The following is a 19,669-nucleotide window of genomic DNA, read 5'->3' on the forward strand; positions in this document are numbered from 1 at the left end:
GCCCGTCCGATGCTGACAGACTGGCCCAATGGTTGGCAACTGCCCTAAAGGGAAGTACCGATGCTGGCCTCGCACGGTGACAGTCGTTGCCTATTGCCGCTGGTTCCGGCACACCTCGAGCACGACGCCGCGCAGCCATCGATGCGCCGGATCCCGGTCGTGTCGGGGGTGCCACATCTGGGAGATCGTGATGTGCTCCGTGGGCATCGGCAGTTCGAAGGAGCGCAGCCCGGTGCTTGCCCTCAGGTGCTCGAAGTACGACGCGGGTATCAGCGCCACCATGTCGGTCGCGGCCGCAGTCGACAGCGCGGTGCCGAAGCTGGGCACGACGACCGCGACATTCCGCGTCAAGCCGGAAGCGGCCAGCGCGTCGTCCACGAAACCCGTGATCCGTCTTCCGCGCGATGTGACCACGTGGTCGCATGCGGCATATCGCTCAGGGGTGATTTCGCCTTGCGCCAGGAGCGGATGCGCCTGCCGCACCACGGCAACGAAGCGATCGCGGTAGAGCGCCTGAACGCGCACCTCGGGGCCGGACTCGCCGAGAACACCGACGTCGAGATCGATCAGTCCCTCCCGCAGCGGGCGCACGTCCTTGTCCGGCTTGGGCGCGAAGCGCAGGCGCACGCCTGGCGCTTCGCGGGCGGTGCGCGCGACGAGCAGATGCGCAAAGGCCTCGGTGAAGCCATCGTTGGCCCGCACCGTGAACATGCGCACGAGCGTGCCCAGGTTCAGCCCGGGGCCCTCCGGCCGCAGCACGGCACTGGCTTCTTCGACCAGTTCCTTGACGCGGTCGCGCAGGGCCAGCGCGCGGGGTGTGGGAACCATGGCCCGGCCGGCGCGCACCAGGAGTTCGTCGCCGGTCGCTTCACGCAACCGCGCCAGGGTGCGGCTCATGGCCGACTCGCTCAGGCCCAGGCGCTCGGCCGCTCGCGAGACGCTGGCCTCGGAGAGAAGGGCGTTCAACGCGATCAGAAGGTTGAGGTCGGTGTCGGCCGGCATGCGCCGAAGCTAGCACGGCTTGGGAGCGCAAGGGTGGCGCCGCATGCATCAACAAGATGCGCGCCACGCGCTGGTTGGGCCGACACCCTCGACCTATGCTGACTTGGCGCGATCGAGCGTGCCCAGATGGAATCTACGTATGTTGTCACCTGTCCTCGAACCAGACTCTCCCACCGTCGCCCGCCGCGCCGAATCCGCTGCGGCAAGCGAGCTGGACGGTCTGCCACTGCCCCAGCGCTGCGCGGCGGTCGCCGCGATCCTCGGTGCGGGCGTGCTCGTGGTGCTCGACGGCGCCATCGCCAACATCGCATTGCCGAGCATTGCCCAGCAAGTGGGGGCCGCGCCGGCCAACGCTGTCTGGATCGTCACCGCCTATCAGCTCGCGGTGGTGATGTTCCTGCTGCCCGCTTCGGCCATCGGCGAGAGCCTCGGCTATCGACGTGTGTTCGCTGGCGGTGTCGCGCTGTTCACCGCGGCTTCGGTGATGTGCGCGCTGGCGCCGTCATTGCCCTGGCTGCTGGCGGCAAGGTGCCTTCAGGGCCTGGGCGGTGCTGCCGTGATGCCGCTGGGCCTTGCGCTGTTGCGCTTCACCTATCCGCGCCGATTGCTGGGCCAGGCGATCGCATGGAACGCGCTGGCGGTGGCAGGCGCCTCGGCGGCGGGGCCGGCCGTCGGTGCCGCCATGCTGTCGGTCGCGAGCTGGCCGTGGCTCTTCGCCGTGAATCTGCCGATTGGCGCCCTGGTGCTGGTCGCCTGTGCCGGATTGCCGAACCCGCGAGGCACTGGCCGTCGCATCGACCTCGTGAGCATCGCCCTCAACGCGATCATGTTCGCCGCCGTGGTGCTGGGCAGCGATCGGCTGCCTTCGTCGCCGTGGTACGGCGCCGCGTTGCTCGCCGCGGCGGCCGGTTCGATGGTTCTGCTGGTTCGGCGCGAGAAGACCAAGACGGCGCCGCTCATCCCGCTCGATCTTCTGCGGGTGCGATCGTTTCGGCTTTCGATCGTTGCGTCTGTGTGCTGCTTTGCCGGGCAAATGATCGGCTACCTGGCGTTGCCCTTCTACTTCCAGCATGAGCTGGGCTTGAGCGCCATGGCGACCGGCGCCTTGATGACGCCGTGGCCTCTGGCAGTGATGGTGGCTGCGCCGTTGTCGGCGCGACTGGCCAAGCGAGTGCCGACGGCGTGGCTTTGCGCAGCCGGAGGTGCGTGCCTCGCGACCGGCCTCGCGTTGTGCGCCGTGTGGCCGCTTCACGGTGATCCTCGGCTGCCGTTGACCATCTTCACGAGCCTGGCAGGTCTCGGCTTTGGATTCTTCCAGACGCCCAACAACCAGAACATGCTGCTGGCTGCCCCGAAAGAGCGGAGCGGAGCGGCCGGAGGTGCCCAGGGAACCGCGCGGCTTACCGGATTGACGCTCGGCGGCCTATCGATGGGACTCTTGTTCGCGTTGCTGCCATCGGCCGGTGCTGTGCACTGGGGATTGACCCTCGCGGCATTGGCCGCGCTGGCTGGCGGAGTGGTCAGTTTGTTGAGAAGTTGTTCACTTCATAGCGCAGTTCCGCCATGCCAGCACCCATCTGTTGAACGGACACCAGGCGCAGGCTCGGGCTCAGCACTCTCCGCGGGAACAGGGGCTTGCCTTTGCCAAGAGTCGCCGAGCCAATCTGGATGATGAGTTCATCCAGCAGACCCGCGTCGTGGAATTGGCCGGCGAGGTCGCCACCTCCAACGATCCATATGTTCTTGCCGCCAGCGGCCGACTGCATTTCCGAGTGGATCGTTTGCACGTCGCCGCTGACGAACCGAATGTCTGCGCCGGCAATTGCCGGAAGATTGCGGCTGGAAAACACCCATGCCGGCTGGGTGTACGGCCACGGCGAGCCAGTCTCGGCAGCGACCGTTTCAGCATTGCGCACCATCCATTCATAAGTCGCAGAGCCCATTGCCAGGGCACCGACTTTCGAGATGAAGTCCGGATAGCTGGAGTTGTCCAGGCTCCCCAGCGGGAAAAGCCACTCGAGTGAGTCGTCCTCGGTCGCCAGGAATCCGTCAAGGCTTGTCGATGTGAAGTACTGGGTTTTCATGGGTATTCATGGGCTTTCTTTGAAATTCTGACGTTCGCAAGTGCGGTGACTCGCATTCCACCGCCCCCGGCATAATCGCGCCCTTTTTCCTCGGGGGCCAGGATGCAGTTCGAAATCGCGCAATCCACTCCAACAGCCGCCAGCATCGCGGTGCTGGTCCAGGAACACTACGCCCTGGGAAAGGTCGTCGAGAGCGAATTCCTGCGAAGAAGCTTCAATCAGGTCTACAGACTGGGCTTGGCCAGCGGACAACGTGTCGTGGCGCGACTCTGTGCCGAGCGTCCGCGAGGCGAGCCCAACGTCTTGTTCGAATCAGCCGCGTTGGACCATTGGGCACAGGTCGGATGCGCCGTAGCCCGTTGCTTGCCTACTGCCGATGGGCAAGTCGCCATGCAGGTGCCGTTGCCCGAGGGCCCTCGGGCGCTGATGCTCTTCGAGCATCTCGAGGGCGAGTTCACGGGCGAATCGGCCGAAGACATCCAAGCCTTCGCGCAGGGACTGGCCTCCTTGCACATCAGTGGGGAAAGCTATCAAGGGCCGCCGAGCGCCTATTGCCTTGACCTGGACTACCTGCTGTTGCGACCTCTCGAAGGCCTGCTGCGCGCGCCGACGATGACTGCCGAGCTGCGCCCACAGTTCGAGATGCTCGGGCATCGCCTGCACGATGAAATCTCGGCGCTGGGGGATCTCAGCCACGTGCTTTGCCATGGAGACGCGCACGGCAGCAACAACTTCATCGTGCTCGATGCAAAAGGCCAACGCAAGGCAGTGTTCTTTGACTTCGACGAGGCGGGGCCTGGTTTCCTGGCCTACGAGCTGGCGGTTTATCCGTGGAGCCTGTGTCCGCGCATCCCCGACGGCGTACTGAGCGAAAAGGCGAAGACGCAATGGCGGAACTTTATCTCTGCCTACCGCGATACAAACCCCGTCGCCGACGTTGACCTCTTCGCCATCGCTCGCTTCATGGCAGTGCGGCAGTTTTGGCTGCTCGGAGAGTACGCGGGCCGTATTCCCGTCTGGGGCTCTCAGGCAATTCCGACTGACTACCTGCGTCGACAGGTGACCATGTTGCGCAACTGGGAGTCTTTGGAGTTGCCGCTGTAGCTACGAATCCTCACAAAACTTTTTTTAACCGTCAAACCGTACTCGCCAGACCCTCCGCGCCATGTCAGGCCTGCGCCGCAGCGGATTGCGCTGAACTTGCGCTGCAATCTTCAATCCTCTGTGCACGGTCGAAAATCGATGCTCGATCCGCCACAATCGCCGTTCCTGCCCCCTGAAAACCCATGCAACCCAAGATCTTCTCCATTCTCCCGCTCGTCTTCGCAATCACCGCGGGCGCCCTGGTCCCCCATTCCGTGTCCTTCGCGGCCTCTCACGCCGCCAAGCCCGCAACCCACAAGAAGCCCGTCGCAGAAGCGCCTGCAGTGGCGCCAGCGGCGGGACAGACCGCCGTCGCCGGCGGGCCGCCGGCGCTCCCGGCCAAGGCGTGGCTGCTGATGGACTTCGACTCCGGCGAGGTGCTCGCCTCGTCCAACCCTGACGAGCCACTGCCGCCGGCATCGCTGACTAAGATGATGACGAGCTTCCTCGTCGAGCAGGCGATTCGCTCGGGCAAGCTCAAAAAGGACGATCTCGTGACCGTCAGCCAGAACGCCTGGTGCCGTGGCTCGAGCACAGAATCGTGCATGTACCTGCCGCTGAACAGCCAGGCGACGGTGGTCGACATCCTGCGCGGCATCATCATCCAGTCGGGCAACGATGCGTCCAAGGCCATTGCCGAGCATATGGCCGGCTCCGAAGAGGGCTTTGCCAAGCTCATGAACGCCGAAGCCCAGCGCCTCGGCATGACGCACACGCATTTCGTGAACGCCACCGGCCTTCCCGACCCGGATCACAAGGCCTCTGCGCGCGACCTCGCGATCCTGGCGCGCGCCATCATCCGCGACAGCGCCGATTTCTATCCGATGTACGCGGAGCGCGAGTTCAAGTTCAACGGTATCAAGCAGGGCAACCGCAATGCGTTGCTCTATACCGACCCGACCGTCGACGGACTGAAGACCGGCCACACGCAAGAGGCGGGCTACTGCCTCGTCACTTCGTCCAAGCGCAACGGGATGCGCCTGATCACGGTGATTCTCAACACCAACAGCGCGCAGGCACGTGCCGACGAGACGCGCGCGCTGCTCGGCTGGGGCTTCAGCAACTTCGAGAAGGCGACGCCCATTCAGCCGAACGCCGTCGTCGCGACGCCCAAGGTGAGCTTCGGCAAGGCCGACACCGTTGCCGCGGCTCTGGCCTCGCCCTGGACGGTGACTGTGCCGCGCGGCCAGCAGGTGCAAACCTCGGTGCAGATCAAGCCGGACCTGGAGGCTCCTGTGGCCAAGGGCGCAGTCATCGGCAAGGTGGTCGCGAACTCGAATGGCAAGCCGGTGGGCGAAGCGCCGCTGGTCGCGCAGGCCGATGTGGAACGCTCGGGCTTGATGCTGCGCTCGTGGCAGCACGTGACCAGGTTGTTCGGCAAATGAGCGATGCCGATGCGTGCTTCGCCCCAGTGGTCTGACGGCACTGTGGGCGAAGTCCGACACAGCTTGCGGGAAATCGAGGGGTAAACGTAGGTCATCCGCGGCCGATCAGCGGCCGCATTCGTTCAACGACAGCTCGTCTGAAGGAATCCGCGATGGCCCACCTACAACACCAGTCTTGTATCGACGCGTGCAACGCTTGCGCCGATGCGTGCGACCACTGCTCGACGGCCTGCCTGCAGGAGCCGGACGTCAAGGCCATGGCGCGTTGCATCGCGCTCGACATGGACTGCGCGGCCATTTGCAGGCTCTCGGCTGGCTATATGTCCCGCGGCAGTGATTTCGCCCGCCAACTGTGCCGCTTGTGCGCCGAGGTGTGCCAGGCGTGCGGCGATGAGTGCGCGAGGCATCCGCATGATCACTGCCAAGCCTGTGCAGCGGCCTGCCGGAAGTGCGCGGAAGAGTGCCGAAAGATGGCGGCCTGAACTGCGCCAAGGCGCTCCAAGACACTATCGTGTCAGCGAACGCCGCCACTGTGCAGCGCCCGGGTCCGATGGCCGGCTCAGCACTGTGTGCCGAAAGTGGGGTGTTCCAGACAGCAAAGGAGCAGCCATGAGCAAGGCCAGGAATCCCTCGGAGAGCACGGGCTCGCAGCACAACAAGACCGGTGCGCAGCCATCGACCCAGAAAAACGAAGGCCGGCGTACGACCGACAGCCGCAACGACCGCGAGACGCAAGCCGGAAGTTCCAACCAGTCCCAGCAGCGCAGGGGCAGGACGGGCGCTTGACGCCGGGCAGCCATGTCCACGAGCGCGGCACAGGCAGCGTCCGCAGTGCGTTCCGCAGCGGTGCCGATGGGCACTGAACACGACTGGAGCCCACTGCAGGCATGGATTGGCGATGCGCACTATGTTCTCCTGGGGGAAGCCTCGCACGGCACGTACGATTTCTATGCAGAGCGCGCACGAATCACGCGCCAGCTTCTGGCCTATGGCCAGTTCAACGCGGTGGCGATCGAAGGCGACTGGCCCGACGCCAACCGCGTGAATCGATTCGTGCGCGGTTTGGGCGGCGATGCGTCCGCCGTTGAAGCGCTGGGCGGATTCAAGCGCTTTCCGACATGGATGTGGCGCAACACGGTTGTGCAGGAATTCGTCGAATGGCTGCGCGACTTCAATAGCGCTCGTCCGGCCGATCTTCAGTGCGGCTTCTATGGCATGGACATGTACAGCCTCCATGCCTCCATGAACGCCGTCCTGCAATATCTCGACAACGCCCACCCAGAGCTCGCGCAAGCCACGCGTGAACGCTATGCCTGCTTCGATCGATTCGGCGAGGACAGCAACGTCTACGGAATGATGACCGGCCTGCGCGGACTGCCGGGATGCGAAGAGGAAGTCATCAAGACACTTGTCGAGCTGCGGCGGCAGGCGCGTGCCGCCGGCCCGTACGACGATGGCGAGGACGCGTTCGATGCCGAGCAAAACGCCCGTCTCGTGAAGAACGCCGAAGCCTACTACCGCTCGATGTACCTGAGCAATGTTTCGTCATGGAACCTGCGCGACCGGCACATGGTGGAGTCGCTCGACGCCATCGACACGCGCCTGAAGAAGGACGGCGTGCGCCCGCGCATCATCGTCTGGGCCCACAACTCGCACCTGGGTGATGCACGGGCTACCGAAATGGGCCGCCGGGGCGAACTCAATGTCGGCCAGCTCATGCGTGAACGACACGCCAGCGATGCAGTCCTCATCGGGTTCACGACGCACACGGGCACGGTCACGGCTGCGTCCGATTGGGGCGCGCCGACGGAGTTCAAGCGTGTGGTTCCGTCAAGGGAGGACAGCGTCGAACATGTGCTCCATTCGACGGGCCTGCCGCGCTTCTTCCTGCCATTGCGCGATGGCGGGCTCCACGCGGATGCCTTGCGCGAGCGACGGTTGGAACGCGCCATCGGCGTCATCTACCGCCCGGAAACCGAGCGCGCGAGCCATTACTTCCTGGCCGAGCCGGCGGACCAGTTCGACGCGATCGTGCACATCGACAGCACTCGGGCATTGCGTCCGCTCGATCACAGTGTCGAATGGCACTCCGCCGAAGTGCCGGAAACCTTCCCTTCCGGAAAGTAGCGACGCAAGCAGCACGGGAGAGGGCCGCTATGCTGGCGGCATGACCTCCAAGACGCTGCTCGTCGTCTATCACACCATGACTGGTGGCACCGAACAGATGGCGCAGGCCGCCGTCCAAGGTGCGCGCGATGAACCCGGCGTTCATGTGCGCTTGCTGCGCGCGCCCGACGCCGGCCCCGATGACGTGCTGGGCGCCGATGCCTATCTATTTGCGACACCGGAGAACCTGGCTTCCATGGCGGGGCTGATGAAGGACTTCTTCGATCGCTGCTACTACGCGGCGCTGGATCGCGTGAACGGCCGGCCTTATGCAGCGATGGTGTGCGCCGGCAGCGACGGCCAGAACGCTGTCCGGCAGATCGATCGCATCGCGACGGGCTGGCGGCTGCGCAGCGTCGCCCCGGCGTTGATCGTCTGCACTCACGCGCAGACACCCGAAGCCATTGCGCGGCCCAAGACGATCGGCGTCGAAGATCTCGCGCAATGCCGGGAGCTCGGGGCCGCTCTCGCGACCGGGCTGGCACTGGGCATTTACTGATCGTCGTCTACGGCAGGCTAGGCGCGACCGCGCTTGCCCGGTCTCTGTCGAGCCAGAGCCAGATTCGCGGTCGTCATCGCCGCGACCAGCGTGACCAGCCACGAGAAGTAGACCCACAGCAAGAACATCGGGAGAGCGGCGAAGGCTCCGTAGAGGGCCTTGTACGTAGGCACCTTGACGAGATACGCCGTGAAGCCCCGCTTGCCGAGCTCGAAGCCGATGCTGGCGATCAAGCCGCCCGCGAGCGCATCGCGCAGCCGGACCTCGGTGTTCGGGACGAGGTAGAACATGCTCGTCAGTGCAGCGACGCCGAGGACGAGCGGCCCCAGATCGAACACGAACGCGAGCGATCGTGGCAACACACCCAGCAGGCCCATGGAGGTGCCCAGCAGATATGAAGTCGCCCAAAGGCTCAGGCCCAGGACCGGCGGGCCGATCGCCAGCATCAGGAGGTACAGGCCGACTCGCTTGAAGAACGGCCGGTTCTTCTTGACCTTCCACATCTGGTTCAGCGCGTTCTCCACCGTCAACAGCATCGCGACCGCCGTGCCCAGCAGGAACAGCGAGCCGACCCACGTCAGGCTGCTGGCATTGCCGGCGAACTGGTTCAGGTATCTCAACACGGTGCGCGCGATGTCCGTGGGGAGCAGCCTGCTCAGCAACGACTCCTGGAGCGTATTCCTGAGGTGCTTGAAGATCGGGAAATGCGCGATGAGCGCGAAGCTGGCCGCGAGCAACGGCACGACCGAAAGCAAGGTGGTGAAGGTCAGGCTCCCGGCAACCTGAGGCAGGCGCTCGTTCCTTGCGCGCTGGATCGTCAAACGGGTCAGGGTGAACATGTATCGCTGAAGAGAAAGGTCGGGTGGCTTCGCGGGCAAGACTGCCGCGGCGGACGCCGATTGTCCGATGGTCCGATCTTGAGCGCCACGACCGTGCTGGCCGCGCGCTGGCCCTTACAGGTAGGTCGCGCCGGCTTCTTGCTCGAAGCGCCCCGGCGGTCCTTCCCAGACCACGCGCGCATGGTCGAGCACGTAGACGCGATCGGCATGCGGCAGGGCGAAGGTCACGTTCTGCTCTCCGAGCAACACACTGATCGACGTCGTGCTGCGCAGTCGTTCCAGGGCCTTCGACAACACTTCCAGGATCACCGGCGCGAGTCCCAGCGTCGGCTCATCGAGGATCAGCAACCGGGGCTTCATCATCAATGCCCGCGCAATGGCGAGCATCTGCTGCTCGCCGCCGCTCAAGGTGCGCGCCAACTGCGACTGTCGATCGCGCAGGATCGGGAACATCTCGAACATCCAGTCGAGACGCTCCGCGCGCTCGGCCTTGTCGAGCGTGTTGCCGCCGAGATCGAGGTTCTCGCGCACGCTCATGTCGCCGAAGAGTTCCCGCGTCTCCGGACAGTGGACGACGCCTCCGCGCGCGATCTCCGCGGCGGTGCGTCCTTGCAATGATTCGCCGGCCCACTTCACCGTGCCGGAATAGGGCACCAGCCCCGAGATCGCGTTGAAGAGCGTGGTTTTGCCGGCACCGTTCAAGCCCACCAACGAGACGAATTCGCCTTCGCGCACGTGCAGCGAAACGTCCTGCAGCGCGAGAGCCTTGCCGTACAGCACGCCGACGTTCTCCACCTGAAGGATCGGCGCGCGATCCGTGGAAACAGTCGACTCACGGCCCGTTCGCGTCAGCGCGCCGCCCAGGTAGACCCGGCGCACGGTCTCGTCTTTCATCACGTCGGCAGCGGCGCCTTCGGCGATTCGCTCGCCCAGGTACATCGCCAGCACGCGGTCCACCAGCGCCGACACGCCCTTGACGTTGTGATCCACCAGCAGGACCGCGCGGCCTTCATCGCGAAACTCGCGGATCAGCTCGGAAAAAGCAGCCACCTCGCGCGTCGTCAGTCCGGCAAAAGGCTCGTCGACCAGCACCAGCTTCGGATGCCGGGCGATCGCCTTGGCCAACTCCAGCCGCCGCAGGTCCGCGAAAGCGAGCGTGGGCGGCTTGCGATCGATGACCGCCGTGAGGCCGACGCGAGCGGCAATGGACCGCGCCTTGGCGTCGACCTCCGTGCCGGCGAACAACTGCGTCAGCCGATCGGGCAGCAGCGCGACCTTGATGTTTTCCAGCACCGTCTGGCGCTGCAGCGGGCGCGAATGCTGGAACACCAGTCCCACGCCCAGGCGCGCCACCTTGTGCGAGGCCAGTCCGCCGATCTCCACGCCATCGAGCTTGATCGAGCCAGCGGTCGGCTGTTCGACCCCCATGATGGTCTTCATCGCGGTCGACTTGCCCGAGCCATTGGGCCCGATGAGGCCGAGGATCTCGCCCGGCCGGATCGCAAAGGCGAGCTCCTTCACCGCGACGAGACCGCCGTACTGCTTGGTGAGGCCGGATACCTCCAGCATCGGCGCTGCTTCACGCTCACCCACGGCGCCTGCCTCCGTGCAGCATCCCGAGGAAGCCGTCGGGAAAGAACAGGATCACCAGCAACGCCATGACCGAGACGATCAGCGTCGCCAGCTCACCCAGCGGCCGCAGCAGTTCGCCCATGCCGATCAGGAAGATCGCGCCGATCGCCGCGCCGACCACCGTTCGCCGGCCACCGAGAACAGCCGCGATGATGATCTGCACGCCGACGGAGAGGTTGACGAAGGTGCCGACCGAAGCCGTGCCCATGTAGAAGACCATCAGCGCGCCTGCGAAGCCCGAGAAGAAAGCGCTGACGATGAAGGCCGCCAGCTTGTGCTTGGCCACGTTGAAGCCGAGCGCGCCGGCCTGCACTGCGTCTTGCCCACTCGCTTGGAGGATGAGCCCGGCCGGTGACCGTGAAAGGCCGAAGAGCACTGCGCCGCTGACCGCCATGAAGCCGAAGGCGATCCAGTAATTGGTCGTAGCGCTGATCGACATCACGTCAGGCACCGACAGCCCGATCTCACCGCCGGTCAATCCCGCGAAGACGACGACGAAGTTTTGCAGCATCAGCACGGCGACGAGCGTGGTGAGGCCGAAATACGGGCCCCGCAGGCGCAGTGCAGGCAGTGCGAGCACCACGCCGCCGAGGACAGCCATCGCGGCGCCGGCCAGCACGCACATCCAGATCGATATTTCCGGCGAGAGCCGCGCATCGAGGATGCCGGCCGTGTAGGCGCCCAGCCCAATAAGGAAGGTCGGCCCGAAGTTGACCTCGCCAGCGAAGCCGAACAGCAAATCCCAGGACATCGCGAACACTGCCGTATAGAACGCCACCGTGAGCAGGCCCAGCACATAGCCCGAGGCGAAGCCCGGAAGCACCGCGCCCACCGCGAGCACTGCGATCGCGATCCAGAAGAGCCGGGACGTGAAGACAGGGCGCATGGCTTTGGCTACCTCCGCCCGAACAGCCCCTGGGGCCGCACGTACATGACGATGATCAGCAGGATGAGCGACGGAATGGTTCGGTAGGCGGGCGAGATCATGTAGGCGGTCACGGTCTCCAGGTAGCCGACCACATAGGCGGCAATCAACGAGCCCGAGACGCTGCCGAGGCCTCCGAGCACCACGATCGAAAAGGCGCTCGCCGTCAGCGGACCGACGCTGTATGAACTCACGCCGAGGAACATGCCCAGCAGGATGCCGGCAATGCCAGCCAGCAGCCCATACACCAGCCACACCGTGAGATAGATGCTCGACAACTCGATGCCCAGCAGAGTGACCCCGCGCGCATTCATCGATGCGGCCAGCACTGCCTTGCCGCGCCGCGTCTTGTTGACCAGCAGCCAGAGCAGGCCGATGGCCAGCCAGCAGACGGCTGCCGTAAAGAACTCGTTGGTCGGCGTTCGCACACCCAGAAACGGCACCGTGCCTTCGACGATCGGCAGTACGGTCTTCGCGTTGTCTGTGAAGAGGTAGGCGACCGTTTCCTGCACGATGATTCCCCACAGCAGCGTCGCGGTGAGGATGAAGATTTCTTTCTCGGATTCAGCGATCTTGCGCGAGCGTTGAATGGGCCTCACCGTGACGAAGTAGGTCGCGAAAGCCAGCACGACGCCGACCGCGATGCCGATCAGTGCGGCCGCATAGTTGCCGACATGCAGCACGCTGGCCGCTGCCCAGGCGCCGACCGCGGCGGCAACCATGATGGCGCCGTGCGACAGGTTGAGTACGCCAGAGACGCCGAAGATCAGCGTGAAGCCCGTGGCACCCAGGGCGTAGAGCGCGCTGATGGCGAAGCCATCGACCAGGATCTGCCAGAAGATCATGCGCGTGCCACCGCCGGACCTTGCGGTGGGCGGCGCATGGCAGGCGCACGGCTGAGGACGAAGGCCAGGCCCACGCGATCAACTCGCCGGCAGCTTGACGAAGGCCGGGAACTTCATCTGGCCGTTGGCCAGGTTCTTCGGCCACATGTTGATCTGTTTGCCGTCCTGCCATTGCAGCATCAGGCCCGTGATGTAGCCGCTGCCGGTCTTCAGGCCATGCACGTGCGGATTGCCCTTGGGCAAGAAGGCGATGCGGCCGATGGTGCCGACGTAATCGGTGGCTTCCATCGCGGTCACGAGCTTGTCGCTGTCGGTCGACTTGGCGCGGCGTACCGCGTCGGCAATCATGTAGACCTCGTCATAGGCGGTGTAGCCGGAGTAGGCGGGCGAGTTGCCGTACTTCTTCTCGTAGGCGGCCACGAAGGGCAGCGTCTTCGGCGTCACGGGCACACCGGGACCGGACACCGCATTGAAGAGCACCCCGTCCGTCGCGCCGTTGGTGTCCGCCCAGAAGGTCGAATTGGTGGCTTGCGACGAGATCCCGAGCATCGGCAGCGGCACCTGCTGGCTCTTCCACTGCACCGTCGGCTGCGTGCCGACATGCGAGATGCCGGTGATGATGACGTCCGGCTTCTGCGCCTCGATCTTGTTGAAGATGGGCGTGAAGTCCGTCGTGTCGGGCGAGAAGCGGACATGGTCGAGAACCTTGAGTCCCACCTTGGGCAGGCAGGTTTCGTAGCCGGCGTCCAGCGGTGTCGTCCATGCGGCGTCTTCGCTCATGATGACCGCGGTCTTCATCTTGTGCGGCTCGACCAGCAGGTCCTTGGCGGCGTCGCAGACCAGGCCCGCGAGCGCGCTCGAAGTCAGATAGCCATGGAACGTGTACTTGTTGTGCTCGTAGTCCTTGGCGATGTTCTGCGTGATCACGTCGGACGCCGCGCCCGGCGTGATCATGAGCGTCTTGAGCCGCCCGGCCCAAGGCTCCAGCGCCAGCACGACTTCGGAAACATAGCTGGCGATGACGGCGTTGACCTTGTCTTCGCTGACTGCTCGCTGGAAGGCACGCACGGCCTCCGCCGATGAGGAGTGGTCGTCGTAGACGACGATCTCGACTTTGCGGCCGTCCACGCCGCCTTTGGCGTTGATCTCTTCGGCCGCGAGCTGGGCCGCCGGTGCAATCGAAGAGCCGGCAACAGCCTGCGCCTCCGCGATCACACCGATCTTGATCGGATCGGCGGCAAACGCCGCGCTGAACGTCGCCAGTGTGCCGCTCGCGATCATTGCAGCGGCGCCGACACGGCTGAGTCCACCAAGGAAGTACCTTTTCATGATGTCTCCTTATGTGTTTCGAGCCGACACAATCTTGCATATCGCTGGTTGATTGGCAAGCAGACGAGCTCGCGAAGGGACTCGATGATTACCCTCATGCCTCCGGCGCCGAAGCCACTTCAGCCCAGCGCAAGGGATCGACACCGCCTCTGTATGTAGGTTGGGTCCTACCGCACGCATCGGTTGTCGTACGTTACAGACGAAGTCGGCGTACGCAATAGTGGGCGGTTTCCCACAAAGACAGGCGCCGCCGGCGAAGCCCCGGGGGCGAGGGGATCCGTGTGCAGAGAGAGGACAAGAATGAATGCTCCAGAAACACTTTCGATCGCGGCTCCCCAGGAGGAATTCGAGCTGTTGCTCGACGCTCTCGCACGGCTGCGAATCGGAGACGCGAAGGTCCGCTTGCCCATGCACTGGACCGGCATCGCCGGCAAAGTCGCCGAGGTCTTCAACGACGTGGTCGAACAGAACGCGAATCTCGCCGCTGAACTCACCCGGCTGCGCAGAGTCGTCGGTCGCGAAGGCAAGCTCAAGCAGCGCGCGCTCCTGACGGAAAGCCGCGGCTTCTGGGGGCAGTCGGTCGAATGCGTCAATGCGCTGATCGACGATCTCGTCCACCCGACCACTGAGGTGGCGCGCGTCATCGGCGCCGTCGCGCAGGGCGATCTCTCCAAGAGCATGGCGCTCGAAGTCGAGGGCCGCGAACTGGAAGGCGAGTTCCTGCGCACCGCCAAGACCATCAACAAGATGGTCGAGCAGCTCGGCAACTTCTCGGCGGAAGTGACGCGGGTCGCGCGCGAGGTGGGCACCGAAGGCAAGCTCGGCGGGCAGGCCAAGGTGAAGGGCGTGGCGGGCACGTGGAAGGACCTCACCGACTCGGTCAATTCCATGGCCGGCAACCTGACCGATCAGGTGCGCAACATCGCCGACGTGACGACCGCGGTGGCAAAGGGCGACCTCTCGAAGAAGATCGATGTGGACGTGAAGGGCGAGTTCCTGACGCTGAAGAACACCATCAACACGATGGTCGATCAGCTTCGATCCTTCGCATCCGAAGTCACCCGTGTTGCGCGGGAGGTGGGCACCGAAGGCTCTCTGGGCGGGCAGGCGCGGGTCGAAGGTGTGTCGGGCACGTGGAAGGACCTGACCGACTCCGTCAACTCCATGGCGGGCAATCTGACCAGCCAGGTGCGCAACATCGCCGACGTGACGAAGGCCGTGGCTGCCGGCGACCTGTCGAAGAAGATCACCGTCGACGTCAAGGGCGAAATCTCGGAACTGAAGAACACCATCAACACGATGGTCGACCAGCTGCGTTCCTTCGCCGCCGAAGTGACCCGCGTGGCGCGCGAAGTGGGCACAGAAGGCAAGCTCGGTGGGCAGGCCGACGTGCAAGGCGTCGCGGGCACGTGGAAGGATTTGACCGACTCGGTGAACTCGATGGCGGGCAACCTGACGAGCCAGGTGCGCAACATCGCCGACGTGACCAAGGCGGTCGCCGCGGGCGATCTGTCGAAGAAGATCACGGTCGACGTGAAGGGCGAGATCCTCGAACTGAAAGCGACCATCAACACGATGGTCGATCAGCTGCGCTCCTTCGCCGCCGAAGTGACGCGCGTGGCGCGCGAAGTGGGCACGGAAGGCAAGCTCGGCGGGCAAGCGGACGTGCAGGGTGTTGCGGGGACATGGAAGGACCTCACCGAGTCGGTCAACTTCATGGCCGGCAACCTGACCTCGCAAGTGCGCAACATCGCGGAAGTGACGACTGCGGTGGCCGCGGGCGACCTCTCGAAGAAGATCACCGTCGACGTGAAGGGCGAGATCTCGGAACTGAAGAACACCATCAACACGATGGTGGACCAGCTCTCGTCGTTCGCAGCCGAGGTGACGCGCGTTGCCCGCGAGGTCGGCACTGAAGGCAAGCTGGGCGGCCAGGCGGATGTGCAAGGCGTTGCCGGCACATGGAAGGACTTGACCGAATCGGTCAACTCGATGGCGGGCAATCTGACTTCGCAGGTGCGCAACATCGCGGAAGTCACGACCGCGGTGGCGGCGGGCGATCTGTCGAAGAAGATCACGGTGGATGTGAAGGGCGAGATCTCGGAGCTCAAGAACACCGTCAACACCATGGTCGACCAGCTCCGGTCGTTCGCCGCCGAAGTGACGCGCGTGGCGCTCGAAGTGGGCACCGAAGGCATCCTGGGTGGCCAGGCCGATGTGCAAGGCGTGGCGGGCACGTGGAAGGACCTGACCGATTCGGTGAACCTGATGGCGTCGAACCTGACTTCGCAGGTTCGCAACATCGCCGACGTGACGAAGGCTGTTGCGGCGGGCGACCTGTCGAAGAAGATCACCGTCGACGTGAAGGGCGAGATCCTGGAGCTCAAGGCGACCATCAACACAATGGTGGATCAGCTCTCGTCCTTTGCCGCCGAAGTGACGCGTGTGGCCCGGGAGGTGGGCACCGAAGGCCGGCTCGGCGGACAGGCGCAGGTGCGCGACGTGTCGGGCACGTGGAAGGACCTGACGGACAACGTGAACTTCATGGCCGGCAATCTCACCGGGCAGGTGCGCGGGATTGCGAAGGTGGTTACCGCCGTCGCCACGGGCGACTTGAAGCAAAAGCTCACCGTGGAGGCGAAGGGCGAGATCGCGGCGCTCGCAGAGACGATCAACAGCATGACGGACACGCTCGCGACCTTCGCCGATCAAGTGACTTCGGTCGCGCGCGAAGTCGGCGTGGAAGGCAAGCTGGGCGGGCAGGCCAAGGTCCCCGGTGCGGCCGGCACGTGGAAGGGGCTCACGGAGAACGTCAATCAGCTAGCGGCCAACCTCACGACACAGGTGCGCGCCATCGCCGAGGTGGCCACCGCGGTGACGCAGGGCGACCTGACCCGTTCGATCACCGTGAAGGCGCAGGGCGAAGTCGCGGCGCTCAAGGACACGATCAACGAGATGATCCGAAACCTGAAGGACACGACGCAGAAGAACACCGAGCAGGATTGGCTCAAGACCAATCTGGCGAAGTTCAGTCGAATGCTGCAGGGTCAGAAGGATCTGCTGACGGTCGGCCAGCTGATCCTGTCGGAACTGGCGCCGGTGGTCGGTGCGCAGCAGGCGGAGTTCTATGTGCTGACCGGTGGCCACGGTGCCGCCAGGCTCAAGCTCTTCGGCAGCTATGCGTCGGGCGGGCTGAATACGCACGGCAAGGAGATCGAGCTCGGGCAGGGTCTCGTGGGCCAGTGCGCCGTCGAGAAGTCGAAGATCTTGCTCACCAATGTGCCGAGCGGTGCATTCCGCGTTGCAACCGGCTTGAGCGAGAGCGCGGCCATGGACGTGATCGTGCTGCCGATCGTCTTCGAAGGCGAAGTGCGCGGCGTGATGGAGTTGGCTTCGCTGGAGCGGTTCAATCCTTCCCACCAGGCTTTCCTGGACCAGCTTACGGAATCGATCGGCATCGTGATCAACACGATCTCGGCCAACATGCGCACGGAGGACTTGCTCAAGCAGTCGCAGTCGCTCGCCGAAGAACTCCAGAGCCGTCAGCAGGAACTGCAACAGACCAATGAGGAGTTGCAGGAAAAGGCCCGCTTGCTGGTGCACCAGAACCAGGAGGTCGAGCGCAAGAACCGCGAAGTCGAACAAGCGCGCCAGGCGTTGGAAGAGAAGGCCGAGCAGCTGGCGTTGACGTCCAAGTACAAGTCCGAATTCCTGGCGAACATGTCGCACGAGCTGCGCACCCCGCTCAACAGCCTGTTGATCCTGTCGGACCAGCTCTGCAAGAACAGCGACGGCAATCTCACGGCCAAGCAGCTCGAATTCGCCAAGACCATCCACTTGTCGGGCAACGATTTGCTGATGCTGATCAACGACATCCTGGATCTGTCGAAGATCGAGTCCGGCACCGTGGCGGTCGAAGTGAGCGAACTGCGGTTGGACGACCTGGAGCGTTCCGTCGAACGCAGCTTCAGGCACGTGGCCGAAGCCAAGCACGTCGGCTTCGAGATCCGCGCACAGGATGTGTTGCCCGAGACGATCGTGACCGACGTGAAGCGGCTGCAGCAGATCCTGAAGAATCTGCTGTCGAATGCGTTCAAGTTCACCCATCGCGGCTCGGTCGTCTTGTCGGTCGCCACTGCGAGCTCCGGCTGGAGCGCGGGCAATGAGGAGCTCAATCGCGCCATCCGCGTCATCAAGTTCTCGGTGTCGGACACGGGCATCGGCATTTCAGCCGACAAGCAGCAGATCGTCTTCGAAGCCTTCCAGCAGGCGGACGGATCGACTTCGCGCAAATACGGCGGAACCGGCCTGGGCCTCGCCATCAGTCGGGAGCTCGCGCGGCTGCTGGGTGGCGAGATCGGCCTGATCAGCGCCCCGACCGAAGGCAGCACGTTCACGCTGTATCTGCCGCAGAGCTACAGCCCGTCGCGCAGCCTGCGTTCCGGCCGCAGCGCATTGCTCGAGCCGGGGCCGGCACCCGCCGCGGAGCGGCGGCCTGCGTTGCAGCTCGTGCGACCTTCCGTTCGAAGCGAGGCCATGGAGCCCAGCGAGGAACCGGCTTCGGCTGCCCTGAACGTGGCCGGTGATGACCGCGACAACATCCTGCCCGGCGAGATGGTTCTGCTCATCGTGGAGAACGACCTCGCGTTCGCGAAGATGCTGCTCCAGGCGGGCCACAACTGCGGGTTCAAGGGCCTCGTGAGCCCGAGCGGCGCGGGCTCTCTGGCGCTGATTCGCGACTACCGCCCCGCGCTCATCACGCTCGACATCCATCTGCCCGACATGCTGGGCTTGCGGATTCTCGACAGGCTCAAGGCCGATCTGGCGACGCGGCATATTCCGATCTGCGTGGTGTCGACGGATGATTCGCGCGAACGCGCGCTCGATTCAGGCGCCATCGCCTTCATCGCCAAGCCCTTGCAGTCGATCGACGAAGTGGAAGTCGCGCTGCGGCAGCTGCATGAATCGGTGCTCACGACGACCAAGCGCCTGGTGGTTGCGTTGCAGCCGTCGCCGGTGCGCGAGCAGTACATCTCCGCCATCCGGTGCGGCGACCTGCAGCCTGTGGTGGTCGAGACGGGCGAGGCGTTGCGCCAGGAGTTCGCGGCGGGACGCATGGACTGCCTCGTCACAGACGGCGCGCTGCCGGACTTCAGTTCGGATGATCTGGCCGAATACCTCGACAACAGATCGTCGCCGCGCCAGTTGCCGATCCTGCTGTATCGAACCTCCCCGGCGGCGCCGAAGCCTCCGTGGGACTACTTCCATCATGATGCGACGCTGCGCACGGCGGACTCTCTCGAACGGCTGATCGATGCGACGGCGTTCCTGCTGCATCGCGGCATCGCGTCCATGACCGACCAGGAGCGCGCAGCCGTCGAAGTGGCGAACGATACGTCGAAGATCCTGACCGGCAAGAAGGTCCTGATCGTCGACGACGACATCCGCAACATCTTCGCGCTCGCCACGGTGCTGGAAGAGCGGGGGATGGTCGTGGTGTCGGCCGAGAACGGACGCGATGCCATCCAGCTCGTGCAGGAGGACCCCGGAATCGATGCCGTGCTGATGGACATCATGATGCCGGAGATGGACGGCATGCAGACCATGCGCGAGCTGCGCAAGCTCCAGTGCGCAAGGCATTTGCCGCTCATCGCGGTGACGGCCAAGGCCATGAAGGGCGATCGCGAGAAGTGCATCGAGGCGGGTGCGTGGGACTATTTGTCCAAGCCCGTGGACACGGCGCACCTTTTCGTCGTGCTGAGAGGCTGGCTATGCAAATAGCCCAAGTCACTCAAATAGCCCAAATAGCCCTAATAGCCA

At 64.5% G+C, this 19,669-nt stretch carries 14 protein-coding genes and 1 pseudogene; 8 read left to right on the forward strand and 7 right to left on the reverse strand.

Features of this window, described 5'->3' with window-relative positions:
• Positions 1–90: 90 nt before the first annotated feature.
• Positions 91–1,002 (reverse strand): LysR family transcriptional regulator, encoded by a 912-nt coding sequence (locus tag AC1DEK_RS13120; protein WP_478125659.1) that lies wholly within the window; start codon positions 1,000–1,002, stop codon positions 91–93.
• Between the two features lie 139 nt (positions 1,003–1,141).
• Between AC1DEK_RS13120 and AC1DEK_RS13125 the strand changes: the two are divergent.
• Positions 1,142–2,410, forward strand: a pseudogene (locus AC1DEK_RS13125) (MFS transporter); the annotation flags it as partial.
• A 112-nt stretch (positions 2,411–2,522) separates the two neighbouring features.
• On the opposite strand, the gene AC1DEK_RS13130 reads toward AC1DEK_RS13125, so the two are convergent.
• Positions 2,523–3,086 (reverse strand): dihydrofolate reductase family protein, encoded by a 564-nt coding sequence (locus AC1DEK_RS13130; protein WP_478125660.1) that lies wholly within the window; start codon positions 3,084–3,086, stop codon positions 2,523–2,525.
• A gap of 102 nt (positions 3,087–3,188) precedes the next feature.
• On the opposite strand from AC1DEK_RS13130, the gene AC1DEK_RS13135 reads away from it, so the two are divergent.
• The 6 genes from AC1DEK_RS13135 to AC1DEK_RS13160 all read left to right on the forward strand — a co-directional run bounded on the left by AC1DEK_RS13135 (position 3,189) and on the right by AC1DEK_RS13160 (position 8,279).
• On the forward strand, positions 3,189–4,190 hold the full coding sequence (locus tag AC1DEK_RS13135; RefSeq protein WP_478125661.1) for a phosphotransferase enzyme family protein: 1,002 nt from the start codon (positions 3,189–3,191) through the stop codon (positions 4,188–4,190).
• A gap of 182 nt (positions 4,191–4,372) precedes the next feature.
• A complete protein-coding gene (locus AC1DEK_RS13140) occupies positions 4,373–5,614 on the forward strand; it encodes a D-alanyl-D-alanine carboxypeptidase family protein (RefSeq protein ID WP_478125662.1) in 1,242 nt (413 codons plus the stop codon).
• A 152-nt stretch (positions 5,615–5,766) separates the two neighbouring features.
• The gene (locus AC1DEK_RS13145) at positions 5,767–6,096 is read left to right on the forward strand and encodes a four-helix bundle copper-binding protein (protein WP_478125663.1); all 330 of its coding nucleotides are present in this window, start codon (positions 5,767–5,769) and stop codon (positions 6,094–6,096) included.
• A 127-nt stretch (positions 6,097–6,223) separates the two neighbouring features.
• On the forward strand, positions 6,224–6,400 hold the full coding sequence (locus AC1DEK_RS13150) for a hypothetical protein (protein ID WP_478125664.1): 177 nt from the start codon (positions 6,224–6,226) through the stop codon (positions 6,398–6,400).
• Between the two features lie 12 nt (positions 6,401–6,412).
• Complete coding sequence (locus AC1DEK_RS13155; RefSeq protein WP_478125665.1) at positions 6,413–7,741, forward strand: erythromycin esterase family protein; 1,329 nt, start codon at positions 6,413–6,415, stop codon at positions 7,739–7,741.
• A gap of 40 nt (positions 7,742–7,781) precedes the next feature.
• Positions 7,782–8,279: a flavodoxin family protein gene (locus AC1DEK_RS13160; protein WP_478125666.1), complete on the forward strand. Its 498-nt coding sequence runs from the start codon at positions 7,782–7,784 to the stop codon at positions 8,277–8,279.
• Positions 8,280–8,296: 17 nt separating this feature from the next.
• On the opposite strand, the gene AC1DEK_RS13165 is transcribed toward AC1DEK_RS13160, so the two are convergent.
• The 5 genes from AC1DEK_RS13165 to AC1DEK_RS13185 form a co-directional block, all read right to left on the reverse strand.
• The gene (locus AC1DEK_RS13165) at positions 8,297–9,118 is read right to left on the reverse strand and encodes a YihY family inner membrane protein (RefSeq protein ID WP_478125667.1); all 822 of its coding nucleotides are present in this window, start codon (positions 9,116–9,118) and stop codon (positions 8,297–8,299) included.
• A gap of 114 nt (positions 9,119–9,232) precedes the next feature.
• Complete coding sequence (locus AC1DEK_RS13170; protein ID WP_478125848.1) at positions 9,233–10,687, reverse strand: ATP-binding cassette domain-containing protein; 1,455 nt, start codon at positions 10,685–10,687, stop codon at positions 9,233–9,235.
• A gap of 16 nt (positions 10,688–10,703) precedes the next feature.
• Positions 10,704–11,636: a branched-chain amino acid ABC transporter permease gene (locus tag AC1DEK_RS13175; RefSeq protein WP_478125668.1), complete on the reverse strand. Its 933-nt coding sequence runs from the start codon at positions 11,634–11,636 to the stop codon at positions 10,704–10,706.
• Between the two features lie 8 nt (positions 11,637–11,644).
• Positions 11,645–12,520, reverse strand: coding sequence for a branched-chain amino acid ABC transporter permease (locus AC1DEK_RS13180; RefSeq protein WP_478125669.1), 876 nt, complete (start codon positions 12,518–12,520; stop codon positions 11,645–11,647).
• Between the two features lie 78 nt (positions 12,521–12,598).
• A complete protein-coding gene (locus AC1DEK_RS13185; protein WP_478125670.1) occupies positions 12,599–13,849 on the reverse strand; it encodes an ABC transporter substrate-binding protein in 1,251 nt (416 codons plus the stop codon).
• A 300-nt stretch (positions 13,850–14,149) separates the two neighbouring features.
• Here AC1DEK_RS13185 and AC1DEK_RS13190 point away from each other — a divergent pair, with 300 nt between their 5' ends.
• A complete protein-coding gene (locus AC1DEK_RS13190; protein WP_478125671.1) occupies positions 14,150–19,630 on the forward strand; it encodes a HAMP domain-containing protein in 5,481 nt (1,826 codons plus the stop codon).
• Positions 19,631–19,669 lie beyond the last annotated feature (39 nt).

This window comes from Variovorax sp. 10N420 (genome assembly GCF_056394705.1).

Coding starts and splice junctions, on each gene's coding strand:
- AC1DEK_RS13120 (WP_478125659.1), bottom strand. CDS start 1,002: ATGCCGGCCGACACCGACCTCAACCTTCTGATCGCGTTGAACGCCCTT.
- AC1DEK_RS13130 (WP_478125660.1), bottom strand. CDS start 3,086: ATGAAAACCCAGTACTTCACATCGACAAGCCTTGACGGATTCCTGGCG.
- AC1DEK_RS13135 (WP_478125661.1), top strand. CDS start 3,189: ATGCAGTTCGAAATCGCGCAATCCACTCCAACAGCCGCCAGCATCGCG.
- AC1DEK_RS13140 (WP_478125662.1), top strand. CDS start 4,373: ATGCAACCCAAGATCTTCTCCATTCTCCCGCTCGTCTTCGCAATCACC.
- AC1DEK_RS13145 (WP_478125663.1), top strand. CDS start 5,767: ATGGCCCACCTACAACACCAGTCTTGTATCGACGCGTGCAACGCTTGC.
- AC1DEK_RS13150 (WP_478125664.1), top strand. CDS start 6,224: ATGAGCAAGGCCAGGAATCCCTCGGAGAGCACGGGCTCGCAGCACAAC.
- AC1DEK_RS13155 (WP_478125665.1), top strand. CDS start 6,413: ATGTCCACGAGCGCGGCACAGGCAGCGTCCGCAGTGCGTTCCGCAGCG.
- AC1DEK_RS13160 (WP_478125666.1), top strand. CDS start 7,782: ATGACCTCCAAGACGCTGCTCGTCGTCTATCACACCATGACTGGTGGC.
- AC1DEK_RS13165 (WP_478125667.1), bottom strand. CDS start 9,118: ATGTTCACCCTGACCCGTTTGACGATCCAGCGCGCAAGGAACGAGCGC.
- AC1DEK_RS13170 (WP_478125848.1), bottom strand. CDS start 10,687: ATGCTGGAGGTATCCGGCCTCACCAAGCAGTACGGCGGTCTCGTCGCG.
- AC1DEK_RS13175 (WP_478125668.1), bottom strand. CDS start 11,636: ATGCGCCCTGTCTTCACGTCCCGGCTCTTCTGGATCGCGATCGCAGTG.
- AC1DEK_RS13180 (WP_478125669.1), bottom strand. CDS start 12,520: ATGATCTTCTGGCAGATCCTGGTCGATGGCTTCGCCATCAGCGCGCTC.
- AC1DEK_RS13185 (WP_478125670.1), bottom strand. CDS start 13,849: ATGAAAAGGTACTTCCTTGGTGGACTCAGCCGTGTCGGCGCCGCTGCA.
- AC1DEK_RS13190 (WP_478125671.1), top strand. CDS start 14,150: ATGAATGCTCCAGAAACACTTTCGATCGCGGCTCCCCAGGAGGAATTC.